Origin of the sequence: Burkholderia lata, from assembly GCF_902499335.1 — a bacterium.
Classification (GTDB): Bacteria; Pseudomonadota; Gammaproteobacteria; order Burkholderiales; family Burkholderiaceae; genus Burkholderia; species Burkholderia lata_B.
In genome coordinates this window covers 25,021-39,808 of the sequence record NZ_CABVQK010000029.1, presented here as the reverse complement: position 1 = coordinate 39,808, position 14,788 = coordinate 25,021, and the positions used below count along the sequence as shown (strand labels likewise).

The window sequence follows — 14,788 nt, the reverse complement described above, 5'->3', positions numbered from 1 at the left end:
TTCCCGTGTGAAAGTAGGTAATCGTCAGGCTCCCTAAGCCAGAAACCCCCGCCCGAAAGGCGGGGGTTTTTGCATTTGCGCGGAGGAAACGTGCGTGGGATCGGGATGGGCGGCCTGGCCGAAGTTTCCACATCACCCCTCCCACGTGCAACCAATCGCAGCTCCCGGTTCCCTGATCGGTAGATATCATTCGCGATCCCTTGGTCTATTGATCGTATCTTCGATCAAAGCTGCACTCCCTTCTTCCTCGTGTATCGGTTGGCACCGCCGTACATGACCGGCTTTCCATCGTCGCCGACGAGTGTCGGATTGACCATGCAAGTCCCCCTGCGGAAGACGCACGGGACCGCCGAAACTCCGCGACTTCCCCCAATCGCTTTTCGGTCAGATCACGCAGAATCCGCTCGAAATGAACGCTTTATTCGGCGTGTCCACGTAAAATTTGCGGATCCCCATCTTTGCACTCAAAACGATGAACGCCGCCATTCAGGTAGCCCGGGCTGTTTGCCCGCATGATTGTCCGGACACGTGCGCAATGCGTGTGACTGTCGAAAACGGCAAGGCGATCAAGGTCACGGGCGATCCCGACCATCCGCCGACACAAGGCGTGTTGTGCACGAAAGTCAGCCGATATGCCGATCGCGTTCATCACCCCGACCGCCTCACCGTCCCGCTCAAGCGCATCGGCGCGAAAGGGGAAGGGCATTTCGTACCGATCAGTTGGGACGAGGCGTTCGATGAGATCGGCCGTCGTCTCGGTGAAATCGCGGCGCGCGCACCCGAAGCGATCATGCCCTACAGCTACGCCGGGACGATGGGGCTCGTGCAAGGGGAGGGTATTGCCCAGCGGTTCTTCCACAAGCTCGGCGCATCGCGGCTGGAGCGCACGATCTGCGCGGCCGCCGGTGCAGCGGGGTTGCGTTACACCTATGGTGGCAGTCTCGGCATGCACCTCGAGCATTTCGAGGAAAGCGAACTGATTCTGATCTGGGGGGCGAACCCGATCGCGTCGAGTCTGCACTTCTGGACGCGCGCGCAGGAAGCGAAGCGACGAGGCGCACGCCTGGTCGCGATCGATCCGTACCGTTCGCTGACAGCGGAGAAGTGCCACCAGCATATCGCGTTGAAACCCGGCACCGATGGCGCGTTCGCACTCGGCATGATGCACGTGCTGATTACCGAAGACCTGCTCGATCACGACTACATCGCCAGCCATACGCTCGGCTTCGATGCGCTCAAGGAGCGGGCGATGTCCTATCCGCCGGAACGCGTCGCGCAGATCTGCGATATCGACGCGGCGGATCTGGTCGACCTTGCGCGTCGCTACGGCGCTACCCGCAAGGCATCGATCCGCCTCAACTATGGCATGCAGCGCGTTCGCGGCGGCGGCAACGCCGTACGCGCGATCGCAAGCCTGCCTGCGCTGACGGGGGCATGGCGGGATCGCGCCGGCGGGCTGTTGCTCTCGTCGTCGGAATCCGCACCGGTCAACCAGGCTGCGCTGCTGCGCCCGGATTTGATGCCGGGCTGGCCGCACAAGCTGCCGCGCATCATCAACATGAACGCGATCGGCGACGCGCTGTTGCACCCGGGCGATGCAGCCTTCGGGCCGAAAGTCGAAGCGGTGATCGTGTACAACTCGAATCCGGTGGCCGTCGCGCCGGATTCTTCAAAGGTCGCCGCGGGGTTCGCGCGCGACGATCTGTTCACGGTCGTTCTCGAGCATTTCAAGACAGATACCGTCGATTTCGCCGACATTGTGTTGCCGGCAACCACGCAACTCGAGCATCTGGACATCCACAAATCGTACGGCCACACCTACGTGATGGCGAACCTGCCGTCGATTTCCCCGGTGGGAGACGCGCGGCCGAATACGGAGATCTTCCGCGGCATCGCGCGCAGCATGAGGCTCGACGAGCCCGCGCTTTATCACAGCGATGAAGAGGTCGCACGTGCGGCGCTCCGCTGGGACGATCCCGCGCTCGACAGCGATTGGGACACGCTGAAGCGTGATGGCTGGCTGAAGCTCAAGCTGCCGGAGGCGCCGTTCGCGAATGGCGGTTTCCGTACGCCGTCCGGCAAGTGCGAGTTCTATAGCCCGCGGCTCGAGCAGATGGGCGTGGACCCCGTGCCCGACTACCTGCCGCCGTTCGAGTCTGCAGAAGCCGCGCCTGAGCTCGCCGCACGCTATCCGCTCGCGATGATTTCGCCACCGGCTCGCCACTTCCTGAACAGCACGTTCGTGAACGTCGACAGCCTGCGTCATACCGAAGGCGAGCCGCATCTCGACATCCACCCGGCCGACGCGGACGTGCGCGGCATCGTCGAGGGCGACCTTGTACGCATCTTCAACGACCGCGGATCGATGCAGGCGCTCGCGAGAATTACCGATCGCGCACGTGCAGGGCTCGTCGTCGGGCTGTCGATCTGGTGGAAGAAGCTGTCACCGGACGGCAGGAACGCGAACGAGGTGACGAGCCAGGCGCTCACCGATCTTGGCAATTCGGCGACGTTTTACGATTGCCTTGTGGAAGTTGAACGCATTTGATCGGATATCACCGTATGATCAGACGATTTTACACGGAAGTTCGAAGTGGACATCTAACCCTGTTGTCTCGGGACGGTCGAGCCGTTACGATGCGTTTTAGCACGACCATTCGAAAATCTGTGAGGAGACGCGCAGTATGGACAAAATTTGGCTGAAATCGTACCCACCCGGCGTTCCAGCCGAAATTGACGCGTCTCCTTATCCCTCTGTCCCAGACCTGCTCGACGAAAGCTTCCGGCAGTACCGCGACCGCACGGCGTTCGTCTGCATGGGCAAGGGCATCACGTACGGTGAACTCGACAAGCTGTCGCGCCAGTTCGGCGCCTGGCTGCAATCGCGGGGGCTGGCGCGCGGGGCGCGCGTCGCGATCATGATGCCGAACGTGCTGCAGTATCCCGTGGCGATCGTCGCGGTACTGCGCGCGGGCTACACCGTCGTCAACGTCAACCCGCTCTATACACCGCGCGAGCTCGAACATCAGCTGAAGGATAGCGGTGCGGAGGCGATCGTCATCCTCGAGAATTTCGCGTCGACGCTGCAGGCCGTCATCGCGAATACGAGCGTCAAGCACGTCGTCGTCGCATCGATGGGCGATCTGCTGGGCATCAAGGGATGGCTCGTCAACTACGTCGTGCGCAACGTGAAGAAGATGGTGCCTGCCTGGCAGCTGCCGTCGTTCACGCGCTTCAAGGCCGCGCTGTCGGAAGGCGCGCGTCAGGCATTCAAGGCGCAGAAGGTCGGCCCCGACGACGTCGCGTTCCTGCAATACACGGGCGGTACGACGGGCGTCGCGAAGGGCGCGACGCTGCTGCACCGGAACATCGTGTCTAACGTGCTGCAGGCGGGCGCCTGGCATCATCCGGCGCATGAGAAGTTTCCGGAGGTGAAACAGTTCGTGACGGTTGTCGCGCTGCCGCTGTATCACGTGTTCGCGCTGACCGTCTGCGGTTTCCTGACGCTGCGTACGGGCGGCATGGGCATCCTGATCCCGAACCCGCGCGACATCGCGGGCATGATCAAGGAGCTGAAGGGCTACCAGATCTCGACGATCCCGGCGGTCAACACGCTGTACAACGCACTGCTGAATCACCCGGAATTCAATCAGCTTGACCTGTCGAAGCTCGTGATCGCCAACGGCGGCGGCATGGCGATCCAGGAAGGCGTCGCGAAACGCTGGTATGAAAAGACCCATACGGCGATCATCGAAGGATACGGGCTGTCCGAAACGTCGCCGGTGGCGACCTGCAACCCCGTGACCGCGACCGAATACAGCGGGACGATCGGCTTGCCGCTGCCGTCGACCGAAGTGGCGATTCGCGACGACGCGGGCAACGACGTCGCGCTCGGCGAACCCGGCGAGATCTGCATTCGCGGGCCGCAGGTGATGGCCGGCTACTGGAACCGGCCGGACGAGACCGCGAAGGTCATGTTCGCGGACGGCTTCTTCAAGACGGGCGACGTCGGCGTGATGGATGCGCGCGGTTACGTGAAGATCGTCGACCGGAAGAAGGACATGATTCTCGTATCGGGCTTCAACGTGTATCCGAACGAAGTCGAGGACGTGGTGGCGTCGCACCCGGGCGTGTTCGAGGTGGCGGCGGTCGGCGTGCCCGACGAGCATTCCGGCGAAGCCGTGAAGCTGTTCATCGTGAAGAAGGATCCGGCCCTTACCGACAAGGACATCCTGGCCTACTGCAAGGAGCGGCTCACCGGCTACAAGCGGCCGAAGCTGGTCGAGTTCCGTACCGAGCTGCCGAAAACGAACGTCGGCAAGATCCTGCGGCGCGAACTGCGCGACGGACGCGCGTAACGGCGCAGTCGATCGAATGGAAAAGCCCGGCTTGTGCCGGGCTTTTTTTGTTTTCGGTGCGGCCGCGAAGAGGCCGTTTCCGAACGGGGCTGCGTCCGGAGCAGGCTTGCGGCGGTGGCCGTGCGTTTCGATTGCCAAGCAGAAGCAGGCTGCACGGCGCCTCCGTGACCAGCACGTCGCGGCCGATGCGATTCGCCGCACTCCAGCTTTGCGGATACCCGGAAAAGAAAAAGGCGCCCGAAGGCGCCTTCAATATGCTGCGGCTTGTCAGGCAAGCTGATTAGAACTTGTGACGGATACCGACGCGTGCCGCGACCTGGTTGCTGGTGCTCGAACCGCTGAGACCATTGATCGCTGCCGTCGCCTTGACGACGTTGCCTTCTGCGTCGAGCGCATTGCCCGATGCGTGCTGGTACACGCCGATCACGTAGACGTCCGTGCGCTTCGACAGGAAGTAGTCGACGCCGACCGAGCCCTGGTGGTACTTGGCTGCGGACGCGCCGTCGATCTTGCTGCCTTGCGTGTAGTCGTACGCTGCGCCGAGGATCAACGCCGGGGTCAACTGATACTTGAAGTTGATTTCGCCGTTGTTGAACGTCGCGGTCTGGTTCACGTACGGGCCAACCGAGAAGCCCTTGAACTTCGTGTTCGAGTACGTCGCGCCGATCGTCGCCGCGCCGAACGTGTACGCACCGCCCGCGCCGATGACCTGGTACGTGTTCGCGTTGTTCGCGTACGCGCCGTAGACCGGCGACGTGACCGGAGCAGCCGAAGCCGTCGAACCATTGTTGAACATGCCGCCGGCGTTGCCCGGCGTACGTGCGTTCAAGTAGCCGACGCCCAGGACCAGCGGGCCGTTGTTGTAGCCTGCGCCGAGCGACCAGACCTGGTTCTTCGCGAACTGGCCTGCGATGCCGCCGAGGCTGTACACGCCGCCGAACGAGAAGCCGGCATAGGTCGGGCTCGTGTACTTGATCGCGTTGTTCACGCGATAGGCGTTGTTGAAGTTGTCGAGGTCGCCCGGGTGAGCGGCGATGTAGCCGCCCCACTGGTCGCCTGCCTCGAGCGGGCCGACGAAGTCGACGACGGAGTCGTATTGACGACCCAGCGTGACCGTACCGTACTGGCTCGACAGGCCGACGTAAGCCTGACGACCGAACATCAGGCCGCCCTGACCGAGCTTGCCGCTGTTCACGTCGAAACCGTTTTCGAGGGTGAAGATCGCCTTCAGGCCGCCACCGAGGTCTTCGGTGCCGCGCAAGCCGAAGCGGCTGCCTTGCATCACGCCGCTGGCCATGCTGTACAGGTGCTTGCCGCCTGAGTTGTTGTTGAAGAGCAGGCCTTCATCGATGATGCCGTAAAGCGTCACGCTGCTTTGCGCATGGGCAGCGCCAGCGAACGCGCCCAGCGCGACGAGCGCGAGAAGCGACTTTTTCATTAACGGATCTCCAAAATTCACTGAATTTTTCTGGCGGGGCGGATAGTTATGTTCTGTTGACGGACCCCATCAACTTCGCAAGAAGTCGCACGTAATGTAGCAAAACCGTTTTTTGCCACAAAGCGAAATGCCGCAGCTCAAGGTCGCCATGTTTCCTTTATGCAACAATGGTTAAAATCACGGGTTAACCGCAATTTCCGCTGAATAATCAAGTCGGTTACGCAGCGGACTCGTGCCCTTGCCGCTCGCGGCAGCACCTGCAGCCAGGAGAACAGGATAGTGTTTGATGAACTGATCAGTGAATTCGATCGCGGCCTGCGATCGCTGACCGGCATTAGCCGGATGAGCCGGCCGGTGCCCGCGCCGGCCGAGGCGCCGGCCGTCGAACTGACGCCTGCGGAGCGCACGCATGCCGCCGGGCTGATGCGCGTGAACCATGTCGGCGAGGTCTGCGCGCAGGCGCTGTACCAGGCGCAGAAACTCACCGCGCGCACGGCGTCGGCAAAGGCGATGTTCGAAGAGGCTGCGCGCGAGGAGGAGGACCACCTCGCGTGGACCGCGCACCGCCTGAAAGAGCTCGACTCGCGCCCGAGCCTGCTGAACCCGCTCTGGTATGCGGGTTCGCTCGCGATCGGCGTCGCGGCCGGCGCGCTCGGCGACAAGGTCAGCCTCGGCTTCATGGCCGAGACCGAACGGCAGGTCGAGAGCCATCTCGAAGGCCATATGTCCGAGTTGCCGGCGGCCGATACTGCGTCGCGGGCGATCGTCGACCAGATGCGTATCGACGAAGTGAAGCACGGCAAGGCAGCGGCCGACGCAGGCGGGATCGAGCTGCCGCTGCCCGCACGGATGCTGATGCGCGCCGCATCGAAAGTCATGACGAGCACTGCGTACTATCTGTGAGATTCACACCGGGGCGATGCGCGACGTCGCCCCGGTTCCCCACCGCTGATACCGCCCGTTTATTCCTCGTTTTCCCGCCCCCGAAAGCCCCGTCCGCACACCCGTCTGGCCCGTCTTTCTCACGTATCACCTTCACAAGTTGCACTAGCTCATTCATTTATAACGGTTTTTGGAATGAGGGGCCGCATGAGCATGTGCGCGTAAGTCCTTGTTCTAACTAACAAAATTCGTCAAAAAAGCGGGCCGCTCCCTTGACCGTGCCACACCCTTCCTCTAAAGTGGGAGACAGTGTGAGAAAGTGTATTTTTGTGTGATTTGGCGGGCTATTCCGGCTAAATTCTCAGCATGTAGCGGGTGCTTCGGTGCCCTGAACGGGAGAGCGGAAAGTGTTCCAAGGGGCGTCGGCGCTGACGCTCGATGCGAAAGGGCGGATGTCGGTGCCGGCTCGCTATCGCGAAGCGCTGCAAGGACAGGCAGAAGGACGGGTGACTGTGACCAAGCACCCGGACGGCTGCCTGTTGCTGTTTCCGCGCCCCGAATGGGAAGTATTCCGCGCCAAGATCGCCGCGCTGCCGATGGACGCGCACTGGTGGCGGCGCATTTTTCTCGGCAATGCGATGGATGTCGATCTCGACAGCGCGGGCCGGATTCTCGTATCGCCCGAGCTGCGCATGGCAGCCGGACTGGAAAAGGAAGTCATGTTGTTGGGAATGGGTAGTCACTTCGAGCTGTGGGATTCGCAAACCTACAACGCGAAGGAGCAGGCAGCGATGGCGCAGGGCATGCCCGACGCGCTGAAGAATTTCACGTTCTGATTGCGGTGACGGAGACGCCCGCGATGGGAAACGAATTGCAACATCGGACCGTGTTGTTGGACGAAGCGGTCGACTCGCTCGTGACGCGACCGGACGGCATCTATGTCGACGGCACGTTCGGGCGCGGCGGCCATAGCCGCGCGGTGCTCGCGCGTCTGGCGCCGGCCGGGCGGCTGATCGCGTTCGACAAGGATCCGAGAGCGATCGAGACGGCGCAGGGCATCGAGGATGCGCGCTTCTCGATCGTGCATGACAGCTTTGCATCGATGCGCGACGCGCTTGCGGCGCGCGGCGTCGAGAAGGTGTCGGGTGTGTTGCTCGACCTGGGCGTGTCCTCGCCGCAGGTGGACGATCCGGCGCGCGGCTTCAGCTTCCGCGCCGATGGTCCGCTGGACATGCGGATGGATCCGACGCGCGGCGAGTCGGCGGCGGAATGGCTCGCACGGGCTTCGGTGCAGGAATTGACGGAGGTGATACGGGATTATGGGGAAGAACGGTTTGCTTTTCAGATTGCAAAGGCGCTTGTTGCTCGCCGGGCAGAGTCCGACCGTCTTGGGCCTCTCGACACCACGGGCGAGCTTGCCCAAATCGTGGGTCACGTCGTCAAAACCCGTGAGAAGGGCAAGGATCCGGCAACCCGCACCTTTCAGGCTATACGGATTCACGTCAATCAAGAGCTTGCGGACCTGCAAGTCGTACTAGACGCGGCACTGTCGTTGCTGGATCAAGGGGGGCGGCTGGTGGTCATCAGCTTTCATTCACTCGAGGATCGGATCGTCAAGCGATTCATGCAGGCGCACGCGAGTGCGCCTGCGGTCGATCGTCGCCTGCCGATCCGTGCCGTCGACCTCCCGAGTCCGCCGCTCAAGATCATCAGCCGCCAGTTTCCAAGTGAAGCGGAAGTCGCTGCGAATCCGCGCGCCCGCTCCGCCGTGATGCGCATTGCGGAGCGCGTCACGCCATGAGCCGCTTCAATATCTTCCTGCTGATCATCGTGATGGGTTGCGCGCTGTCGGTCGTCAATTCGACGAATCAGCAGCGCCAGATCTTCATCCAGCTGCAGCGCGCGCAGTCGCAGGAGCGTCAGTTCCAGCAGGACTACGCGCAGCTTCAATATCAGCAGAGCGCGCTGTCGAAGACGTCGCGCATCGAGCAGCTCGCGAACGATTCGCTGAAGATGCAGCCGATCACGACCGGCCGCACGCAATACCTGACGCTGTCGCCGGGCGCCGCGAAGGCGATCGACGCACCGATCCCGGCTTCGGCGGACACGAACGGCAAGGGCAAGGGAGGCGCGCGATGAAGCCGTCCCAGAAGCGCCAGAACGTGAAGTTCTCGTCCAGTCCCGTGCTGGGCGTGCATCTGCCGATGTGGCGCTCGAAGCTCGTCGTGTTCCTGCTGTTCATGGCGTTCGTCGCGCTGGCCGCGCGTGCGTTCTGGATCCAGGGGCCGGGCAACGCGTTCTACCAGAAGCAGGGCGAAAGCCGCTACCAGCGCACGCTCGAGCTGCCGGCGACGCGCGGCAAGATTCTCGACCGTAACGGGCTCGTGCTCGCGACGAGCCTGCCGGTGCGCGCGATCTGGGCGATTCCCGACGCGGTGCCGGACGATCTCGATGCCGACAAGGTCAACCAGCTCGGCAAGCTCCTCGGCATGACGCCGAAGGAACTGCGCGTGAAGCTGTCGGAAGACAAGGGGTTCGTCTACGTCAAGCGCCAGGTGCCGCTCGACGTCGCGGACAAGGTCGCCGCGCTCGACATTCCCGGTATCAATCAGCGCAACGAATACAAGCGCTTCTATCCGGAAGGCGAGATCACCGCTCACCTGATCGGTTTCACGAACGTCGAGGACGAAGGGCAGGAAGGCGTCGAACTGGGCGACCAGAAGATGCTGTCCGGCACGTCGGGCGTGCGTCGCGTGATCAAGGACCGGATGGGGCACATCGTCGAGGACGTCGCCGAGCAGATTCCGCCGCACAACGGCACCGACGTCGACCTGTCGATCGACAGCAAGATCCAGTACATCGCGTACGCGAACCTGAAGGCTGCCGTCGAGAAGTTCAAGGCGAAGGCCGGCGCGGCGATGGTCGTCGACGTGCGCACCGGCGAGGTGCTCGCACTCGTCAACTACCCGACGTACAACCCGAACGACCGCTCGCGCATGACGGGCGAACAGCTGCGCAACCGGATCATGACCGACGTGTTCGAGCCGGGCTCGATCATGAAGCCGTTTACGGTGTCGCTCGCGCTCGACCTGCACCGCGTGACGCCGAACACGCTCGTCGAGACGGGCAACGGGCATTTCGTGCTCGACGGCGCACCGATCACCGACGACGCGGGTTTCGGCACGCTGACGGTCGGCGGCGTGATCCAGAAGTCGAGCAACATCGGCGCGACGAAGATCGCGATGACGATGCGGCCCGAGGAAATGTGGAATATGTATACGAGCATCGGCCTCGGCCAGGCGCCGAAGGTCGGATTCCCGGGTGCGGTGGCCGGCCGCCTGCGTCCGTGGAAGAGCTGGCGTCGCATCGAGCAGGCGACGATGTCGTACGGCTACGGCCTGTCGGTGTCGTTGTTCCAGCTCGCGCGTGCGTACACGGCGATCGCGCATGACGGCGAGCTGATGCCCGTGACCATTTTCAAGACCGACCCCAACCAGCCGGTCGTGGGTACGCAGGTGTTCAACCCGACCACCGCGCGCGAAGTGCGCGCGATGCTCGAGACGGTGGTGGCGCCGGGCGGCACGTCGCCTGATGCGGCCGTGCCGGGCTATCGCGTCGGCGGCAAGAGCGGTACCGCGTACAAGCATGAAGGTCACGGTTACACGCGCAAGTACCGCGCATCGTTCGTCGGGATGGCGCCGATGCCGAATCCGCGCATCGTCGTCGCGGTGTCGGTCGACGAGCCGACCGCCGGCAGCCACTTCGGTGGCCAGGTGTCCGGCCCCGTATTCTCGGCGATCGCCGGCGACACGATGCGTGCGCTGAACGTGCCGCCGAACATGCCGATCAAGCAGCTTGTCGTGTCTGACGATTCGCCGGCAGCACCTTCCGCGACGGGGCCGCAAAAGCTGGCCGCGGGTGGCGGTGCGAAGCATATGATCGTGTCCAGCACGACGCGTAATTCACCAGGAGTTGTTCGATGAGCGCCGCTCGCAGTTCCCATCCGGCGCATCAGCAGATCGCAGCCGCGCTTGCGTGGCTGCGTCAGCATGTGGCCCCCGCAGCGCAACTGCATGCCGACACGCGCAGCCTCAAGGCTGGCGACGTGTTCGTCGCGTATGCCGTCGACGGGGCAGACAATCGTGCCTTCATTGCCGACGCCGTCGCGCGTGGCGCGGCCGCCGTGCTGTATCAGCCGGAAGGGCTGGCCGTTGCGCCTGGGGTGCCCGTTGCACTGGCCGTGCCGGCGCTCGACCAGCTCGCCGGCGAAATCGCCAGCGGCTGGTACGGCGATCCGAGCGACAGTCTGCTCGCGGTGGGCGTGACCGGCACGAACGGGAAGACCTCGTGCACGCAATGGATCGCTACGGCGCTGACGGCGCTGCACCAGCCGTGCGCGGTGATCGGCACGCTCGGCAGCGGGATGCCCGGCCACCTCGTGCCGACGGGTTTCACGACCCCCGATGCGCCGCAACTGCAGCGCAGCCTCGCGCAATTGCGCGACGCGGGCGCGAAGGCCGTGGCGATGGAGGTGTCGTCGCACGCGCTGCACCAGGGGCGTGTGAACGGTACGGCCTTCGACATCGCGGTGTTTACGAACCTCACGCAGGATCACCTCGACTATCACGGCACGTTCGATGCGTACGAGGCCGCGAAGGCGAAGCTGTTCGCATGGCGCGGCCTGCGCGCGGCGGTCGTCAACCGCGACGACGCAGCCGGCCGGCGCCTGCTCGAGAAACTCGCCGGCCGCGTGCGCACGATCGCGTACGGGATCGGCGACGCACCGGCGCCTGACGCCGATCGCGAACTGGCCGCGCTCGACGTGCGCGCCACCGCGACCGGCACGGCGTTCCGTCTGCGTTCGTCGTGGGGCGACGCCGACGTCGAGGTCGGCACGCTCGGCACGTTCAACGTCAGCAACCTGCTCGCGGTGCTCGGTTCGCTGCTCGCGGCCGACGTGCCGTTCGATGCGGCGCTCACCGAGATCGCACGGCTCGAGTCCGTGAACGGCCGGATGCAGCGGCTCGGCGGCCGGCTGCAGAACGACGAACCGCTCGTCGTGATCGACTACGCACACACGCCCGACGCGCTCGAAAAGACGCTCGACGCGCTGCGCCCGATCGCCACGGCGCGCGGCGGCCGGCTCGTCTGCATGTTCGGCTGCGGCGGTGATCGCGACGCGACGAAGCGCCCGCTGATGGGCGCGATCGCGGAGCGGTTCGCCGATGAAACTGTCGTCACGAGCGACAACCCGCGCAGCGAGGATCCGCAGCGCATCATCGACCAGATCGTCGCGGGCATGACCGCGCCCGATCACGCACGCCGTATCGAGGATCGCGCGAGCGCGATCCTGCAGGCCGTGCGTGGCGCGGCACGCGAGGATGTCGTCGTGCTGGCCGGCAAGGGCCACGAGGCCACGCAGGAAATCATGGGCAAGAAACGCACGTTCTCCGACCAGGATCACGCGCGGCTCGCGCTGGCAGCGCGCGCGACGCACGGCAAGGGAGGCGCCGAATGACGATGCTCAGTCTCGACGAAGCCGCTCGCCTGATCCCCGGCGCGACCGTCCACGGCGACGCGGGCGTCACGTTCGACCGTGTGTCGACGGACAGCCGCACGGCCGGCCCCGGCGACCTGTTCGTCGCACTGAAAGGCGAGCGCTTCGACGCGCACGACTTCCTCGGCGACGTTGCTGCACGCGGTGCTGCTGCGGCGCTGGTCGCGCACGTGCCGGCGGGCGTCACGATCCCGGCGATCGAAGGCGGTGAAACGCGTGCCGCACTCGGCGCGCTTGCGCATGGCTGGCGCAAACGATTCGCGCTGCCGCTCGTCGCGGTGACGGGCAGCAACGGCAAGACGACCGTCAAGGAAATGATCGCGTCGATCTTCGCGGCGGCGGTCGGCGCCGACGCACGGCTCGCGACGGCCGGCAACCTGAACAACGACGTCGGCCTGCCGCTGACGCTGCTGCGCCTGTCGGCCGCGCATCGTCTCGCGGTGATCGAGATCGGGATGAACCACCCGGGCGAGACCGAAGTCCTCGCGCGCCTCACGGCGCCGACGGTCGCGCTCGTCAACAACGCGCAGCGCGAGCACCAGGAGTTCATGGCGACGGTCGAAGCCGTCGCGCTCGAACATGCGGCCGTGATTCACGCGCTGCCGCCGGACGGCATTGCGGTGTTCCCGGCCGATGACGCGTACGCGGGTATCTGGCGCGTCGCGGCGACCGGCAACCGGATCCTCGATTTCGCGCTGCACGATGCCGAACGGCAGAACGACGCGCAGGTCACGGGCCGTCTGCACGGCGGCGAACTCGCGATCGATACGCCCGCGGGCACCGTCACGGTGCGGTTGCGCGCGCTCGGCGAGCACAACGCGCGCAACGCGCTGGCCGCGACGGCCGCGGCGCTGGGCGCCGGCGTCGCGCTGTCGGCGATCAAGCAGGGCCTCGAATCGTTCGAGCCGGTCAAGGGCCGGCTGCAGGTGAAGCAGGCGATCGCAGGCAGCCTCGCGGGTGCGACGGTCGTCGACGATACGTACAACGCGAATCCCGACTCGATGCGTGCCGCGATCGACGTGCTCGCCGCGCAGCCGGCGCCGCGCGTGCTGGTGATCGGCGACATGGGCGAGGTCGGCGACGAAGGGCCGGCCTTCCATCGCGAGGTCGGTGCATACGCGCGCGAGCGCGGGATCGACGCGCTGTTCGCGCTTGGCGACGCGTCGCGCGATGCCTGCACGGCGTACGGCGACACGGCCCGTCATTTCGATGACGTCGGCGCGCTGGTCGGCGCACTGCTCGCGGCGGGCTACGGCGCGCAGGCGACGCTGCTCGTGAAGGGCTCGCGGTACATGAAGATGGAGCGCGTGGTCGACGCGTTGACGAACCAACCCGCAGCGGGCACGGCGCCCGCTGCACACTGAGTAGAAGGAAGGAAGCATGCTGCTGGCGCTGGCGCAATGGCTGCAAGGAGACGCAAGCTTTTTGCGCTTGTTCACGTACCTCACGTTCCGTGCGGTGATGGCCACCATCACCGCGCTCGGGATCGGGCTCGTGTGCGGACCGTGGGTGATCCGCAAGCTGACGCAAATGAAGGTCGGTCAGGCCGTGCGCAAGGACGGTCCGCAGACGCACCTGGTCAAGTCCGGCACGCCGACGATGGGCGGCGTGCTGATCCTGATCGGCATCGCGGTCGCGACGCTGCTGTGGGGCGACCTGACGAACCGTTTCATCTGGATCGTGATGCTCGTCACGTTCGGTTTCGGCGTGATCGGCTGGGTCGACGATTACCGCAAGGTCGTCCACAAGGACCCGCGCGGGATGTCGTCGCGCGAGAAGTATTTCTGGCAGTCGGTGATCGGGCTGTTCGCGGCCGTCTACCTCGCGTTCAGCGTGTCCGAAGCGAACAACGTGCGCGTGTTCGACCTGTTCATGGCGTGGGTGAGGAGCGGCCTGTCGATGGGGCTGCCGGCACGCGCCGACCTGATGCTGCCGTTCCTGAAGTCGATCAGCTATCCGCTCGGCGTCTGGGGCTTCATCGTGCTGACGTACTTCGTGATCGTCGGCGCGAGCAATGCGGTGAACCTGACCGACGGCCTTGACGGTCTCGTGATCATGCCGGTCGTGCTGGTCGGCGCGTCGCTGGGTGTGTTCGCGTACGTGATGGGCAGCGCGGTCTATTCAAAATACCTGCTGTTCCCGCACATCCCGGGCGCGGGCGAATTGCTGATCTTCTGTTCCGCGATGGGCGGGGCAGGGCTCGCGTTCCTCTGGTACAACACGCACCCCGCGCAGGTGTTCATGGGCGACGTCGGCGCGCTGGCGCTCGGCGGCGCGCTCGGCACGATCGCGGTGATCGTGCGCCAGGAAATCGTGCTCTTCATCATGGGCGGCATCTTCGTCGCGGAAACGCTGTCGGTGATGCTGCAGGTTTCGTGGTTCAAGTACACGAAAAAGCGCTACGGCGAAGGGCGGCGTCTGCTGAAGATGGCGCCGCTGCATCACCATTTCGAATTGTCCGGCTGGAAGGAAACGCAGGTGGTCGTGCGTTTCTGGATCATCACGCTGATGCTGTGCCTGTTCGGTTTGACCACCCTCAAGCTGCGGTAAAGG

The 14,788-nt window shown here is 64.5% G+C and carries 11 protein-coding genes; 10 read left to right on the top strand and 1 reads right to left on the bottom strand.

All coding sequences use genetic code 11. The features are described from left to right. Positions 1-472: 472 nt before the first annotated feature. Positions 473-2,548, top strand: a complete 2,076-nt coding sequence (locus tag BCO18175_RS39960) for a molybdopterin-containing oxidoreductase family protein (RefSeq protein ID WP_174989249.1) — start codon at positions 473-475, stop codon at positions 2,546-2,548. Positions 2,549-2,684: 136 nt separating this feature from the next. Then, positions 2,685-4,358: a long-chain fatty acid--CoA ligase gene (locus tag BCO18175_RS39955; protein ID WP_174919080.1), complete on the top strand. Its 1,674-nt coding sequence runs from the start codon at positions 2,685-2,687 to the stop codon at positions 4,356-4,358. A gap of 280 nt (positions 4,359-4,638) precedes the next feature. On the opposite strand, the gene BCO18175_RS39950 is transcribed toward BCO18175_RS39955, so the two are convergent. After that, positions 4,639-5,796, bottom strand: a complete 1,158-nt coding sequence (locus tag BCO18175_RS39950; protein ID WP_174989247.1) for a porin — start codon at positions 5,794-5,796, stop codon at positions 4,639-4,641. Positions 5,797-6,072: 276 nt separating this feature from the next. Between BCO18175_RS39950 and coq7 the strand changes: the two genes are divergently transcribed. The 8 genes from coq7 to mraY all read left to right on the top strand — a co-directional run bounded on the left by coq7 (position 6,073) and on the right by mraY (position 14,785). Beyond that, on the top strand, positions 6,073-6,699 hold the full coding sequence (gene coq7, locus BCO18175_RS39945; RefSeq protein WP_027788457.1) for a 2-polyprenyl-3-methyl-6-methoxy-1,4-benzoquinone monooxygenase: 627 nt from the start codon (positions 6,073-6,075) through the stop codon (positions 6,697-6,699). Positions 6,700-7,085: 386 nt separating this feature from the next. Beyond that, on the top strand, positions 7,086-7,514 hold the full coding sequence (gene mraZ / locus BCO18175_RS39940; protein ID WP_006487094.1) for a division/cell wall cluster transcriptional repressor MraZ: 429 nt from the start codon (positions 7,086-7,088) through the stop codon (positions 7,512-7,514). 23 nt (positions 7,515-7,537) lie between these two features. Continuing rightward, complete coding sequence (rsmH, locus tag BCO18175_RS39935) at positions 7,538-8,479, top strand: 16S rRNA (cytosine(1402)-N(4))-methyltransferase RsmH (RefSeq protein WP_174989245.1); 942 nt, start codon at positions 7,538-7,540, stop codon at positions 8,477-8,479. Continuing rightward, positions 8,476-8,817, top strand: coding sequence for a cell division protein FtsL (ftsL, locus tag BCO18175_RS39930; protein ID WP_174989243.1), 342 nt, complete (start codon positions 8,476-8,478; stop codon positions 8,815-8,817). Before rsmH ends, ftsL begins: the two co-directional genes overlap by 4 nt. Beyond that, positions 8,814-10,661, top strand: coding sequence for a peptidoglycan D,D-transpeptidase FtsI family protein (locus BCO18175_RS39925; RefSeq protein WP_174972160.1), 1,848 nt, complete (start codon positions 8,814-8,816; stop codon positions 10,659-10,661). The genes ftsL and BCO18175_RS39925 overlap by 4 nt, the downstream gene beginning before the upstream one ends. Continuing rightward, the gene (locus BCO18175_RS39920; protein ID WP_174989241.1) at positions 10,658-12,196 is read left to right on the top strand and encodes a UDP-N-acetylmuramoyl-L-alanyl-D-glutamate--2,6-diaminopimelate ligase; all 1,539 of its coding nucleotides are present in this window, start codon (positions 10,658-10,660) and stop codon (positions 12,194-12,196) included. The genes BCO18175_RS39925 and BCO18175_RS39920 overlap by 4 nt, the downstream gene beginning before the upstream one ends. Beyond that, the gene (locus BCO18175_RS39915; protein WP_174989239.1) at positions 12,193-13,599 is read left to right on the top strand and encodes a UDP-N-acetylmuramoyl-tripeptide--D-alanyl-D-alanine ligase; all 1,407 of its coding nucleotides are present in this window, start codon (positions 12,193-12,195) and stop codon (positions 13,597-13,599) included. The genes BCO18175_RS39920 and BCO18175_RS39915 overlap by 4 nt, the downstream gene beginning before the upstream one ends. Positions 13,600-13,615: 16 nt before the next feature. Further along, the gene (mraY, locus tag BCO18175_RS39910) at positions 13,616-14,785 is read left to right on the top strand and encodes a phospho-N-acetylmuramoyl-pentapeptide-transferase (protein WP_174916800.1); all 1,170 of its coding nucleotides are present in this window, start codon (positions 13,616-13,618) and stop codon (positions 14,783-14,785) included. Positions 14,786-14,788: the final 3 nt, after the last annotated feature.

Coding starts and splice junctions, on each gene's coding strand:
- BCO18175_RS39960 (WP_174989249.1), top strand. CDS start 473: ATGAACGCCGCCATTCAGGTAGCCCGGGCTGTTTGCCCGCATGATTGT.
- BCO18175_RS39955 (WP_174919080.1), top strand. CDS start 2,685: ATGGACAAAATTTGGCTGAAATCGTACCCACCCGGCGTTCCAGCCGAA.
- BCO18175_RS39950 (WP_174989247.1), bottom strand. CDS start 5,796: ATGAAAAAGTCGCTTCTCGCGCTCGTCGCGCTGGGCGCGTTCGCTGGC.
- rsmH (WP_174989245.1), top strand. CDS start 7,538: ATGGGAAACGAATTGCAACATCGGACCGTGTTGTTGGACGAAGCGGTC.
- ftsL (WP_174989243.1), top strand. CDS start 8,476: ATGAGCCGCTTCAATATCTTCCTGCTGATCATCGTGATGGGTTGCGCG.
- BCO18175_RS39925 (WP_174972160.1), top strand. CDS start 8,814: ATGAAGCCGTCCCAGAAGCGCCAGAACGTGAAGTTCTCGTCCAGTCCC.
- BCO18175_RS39920 (WP_174989241.1), top strand. CDS start 10,658: ATGAGCGCCGCTCGCAGTTCCCATCCGGCGCATCAGCAGATCGCAGCC.
- BCO18175_RS39915 (WP_174989239.1), top strand. CDS start 12,193: ATGACGATGCTCAGTCTCGACGAAGCCGCTCGCCTGATCCCCGGCGCG.
- mraY (WP_174916800.1), top strand. CDS start 13,616: ATGCTGCTGGCGCTGGCGCAATGGCTGCAAGGAGACGCAAGCTTTTTG.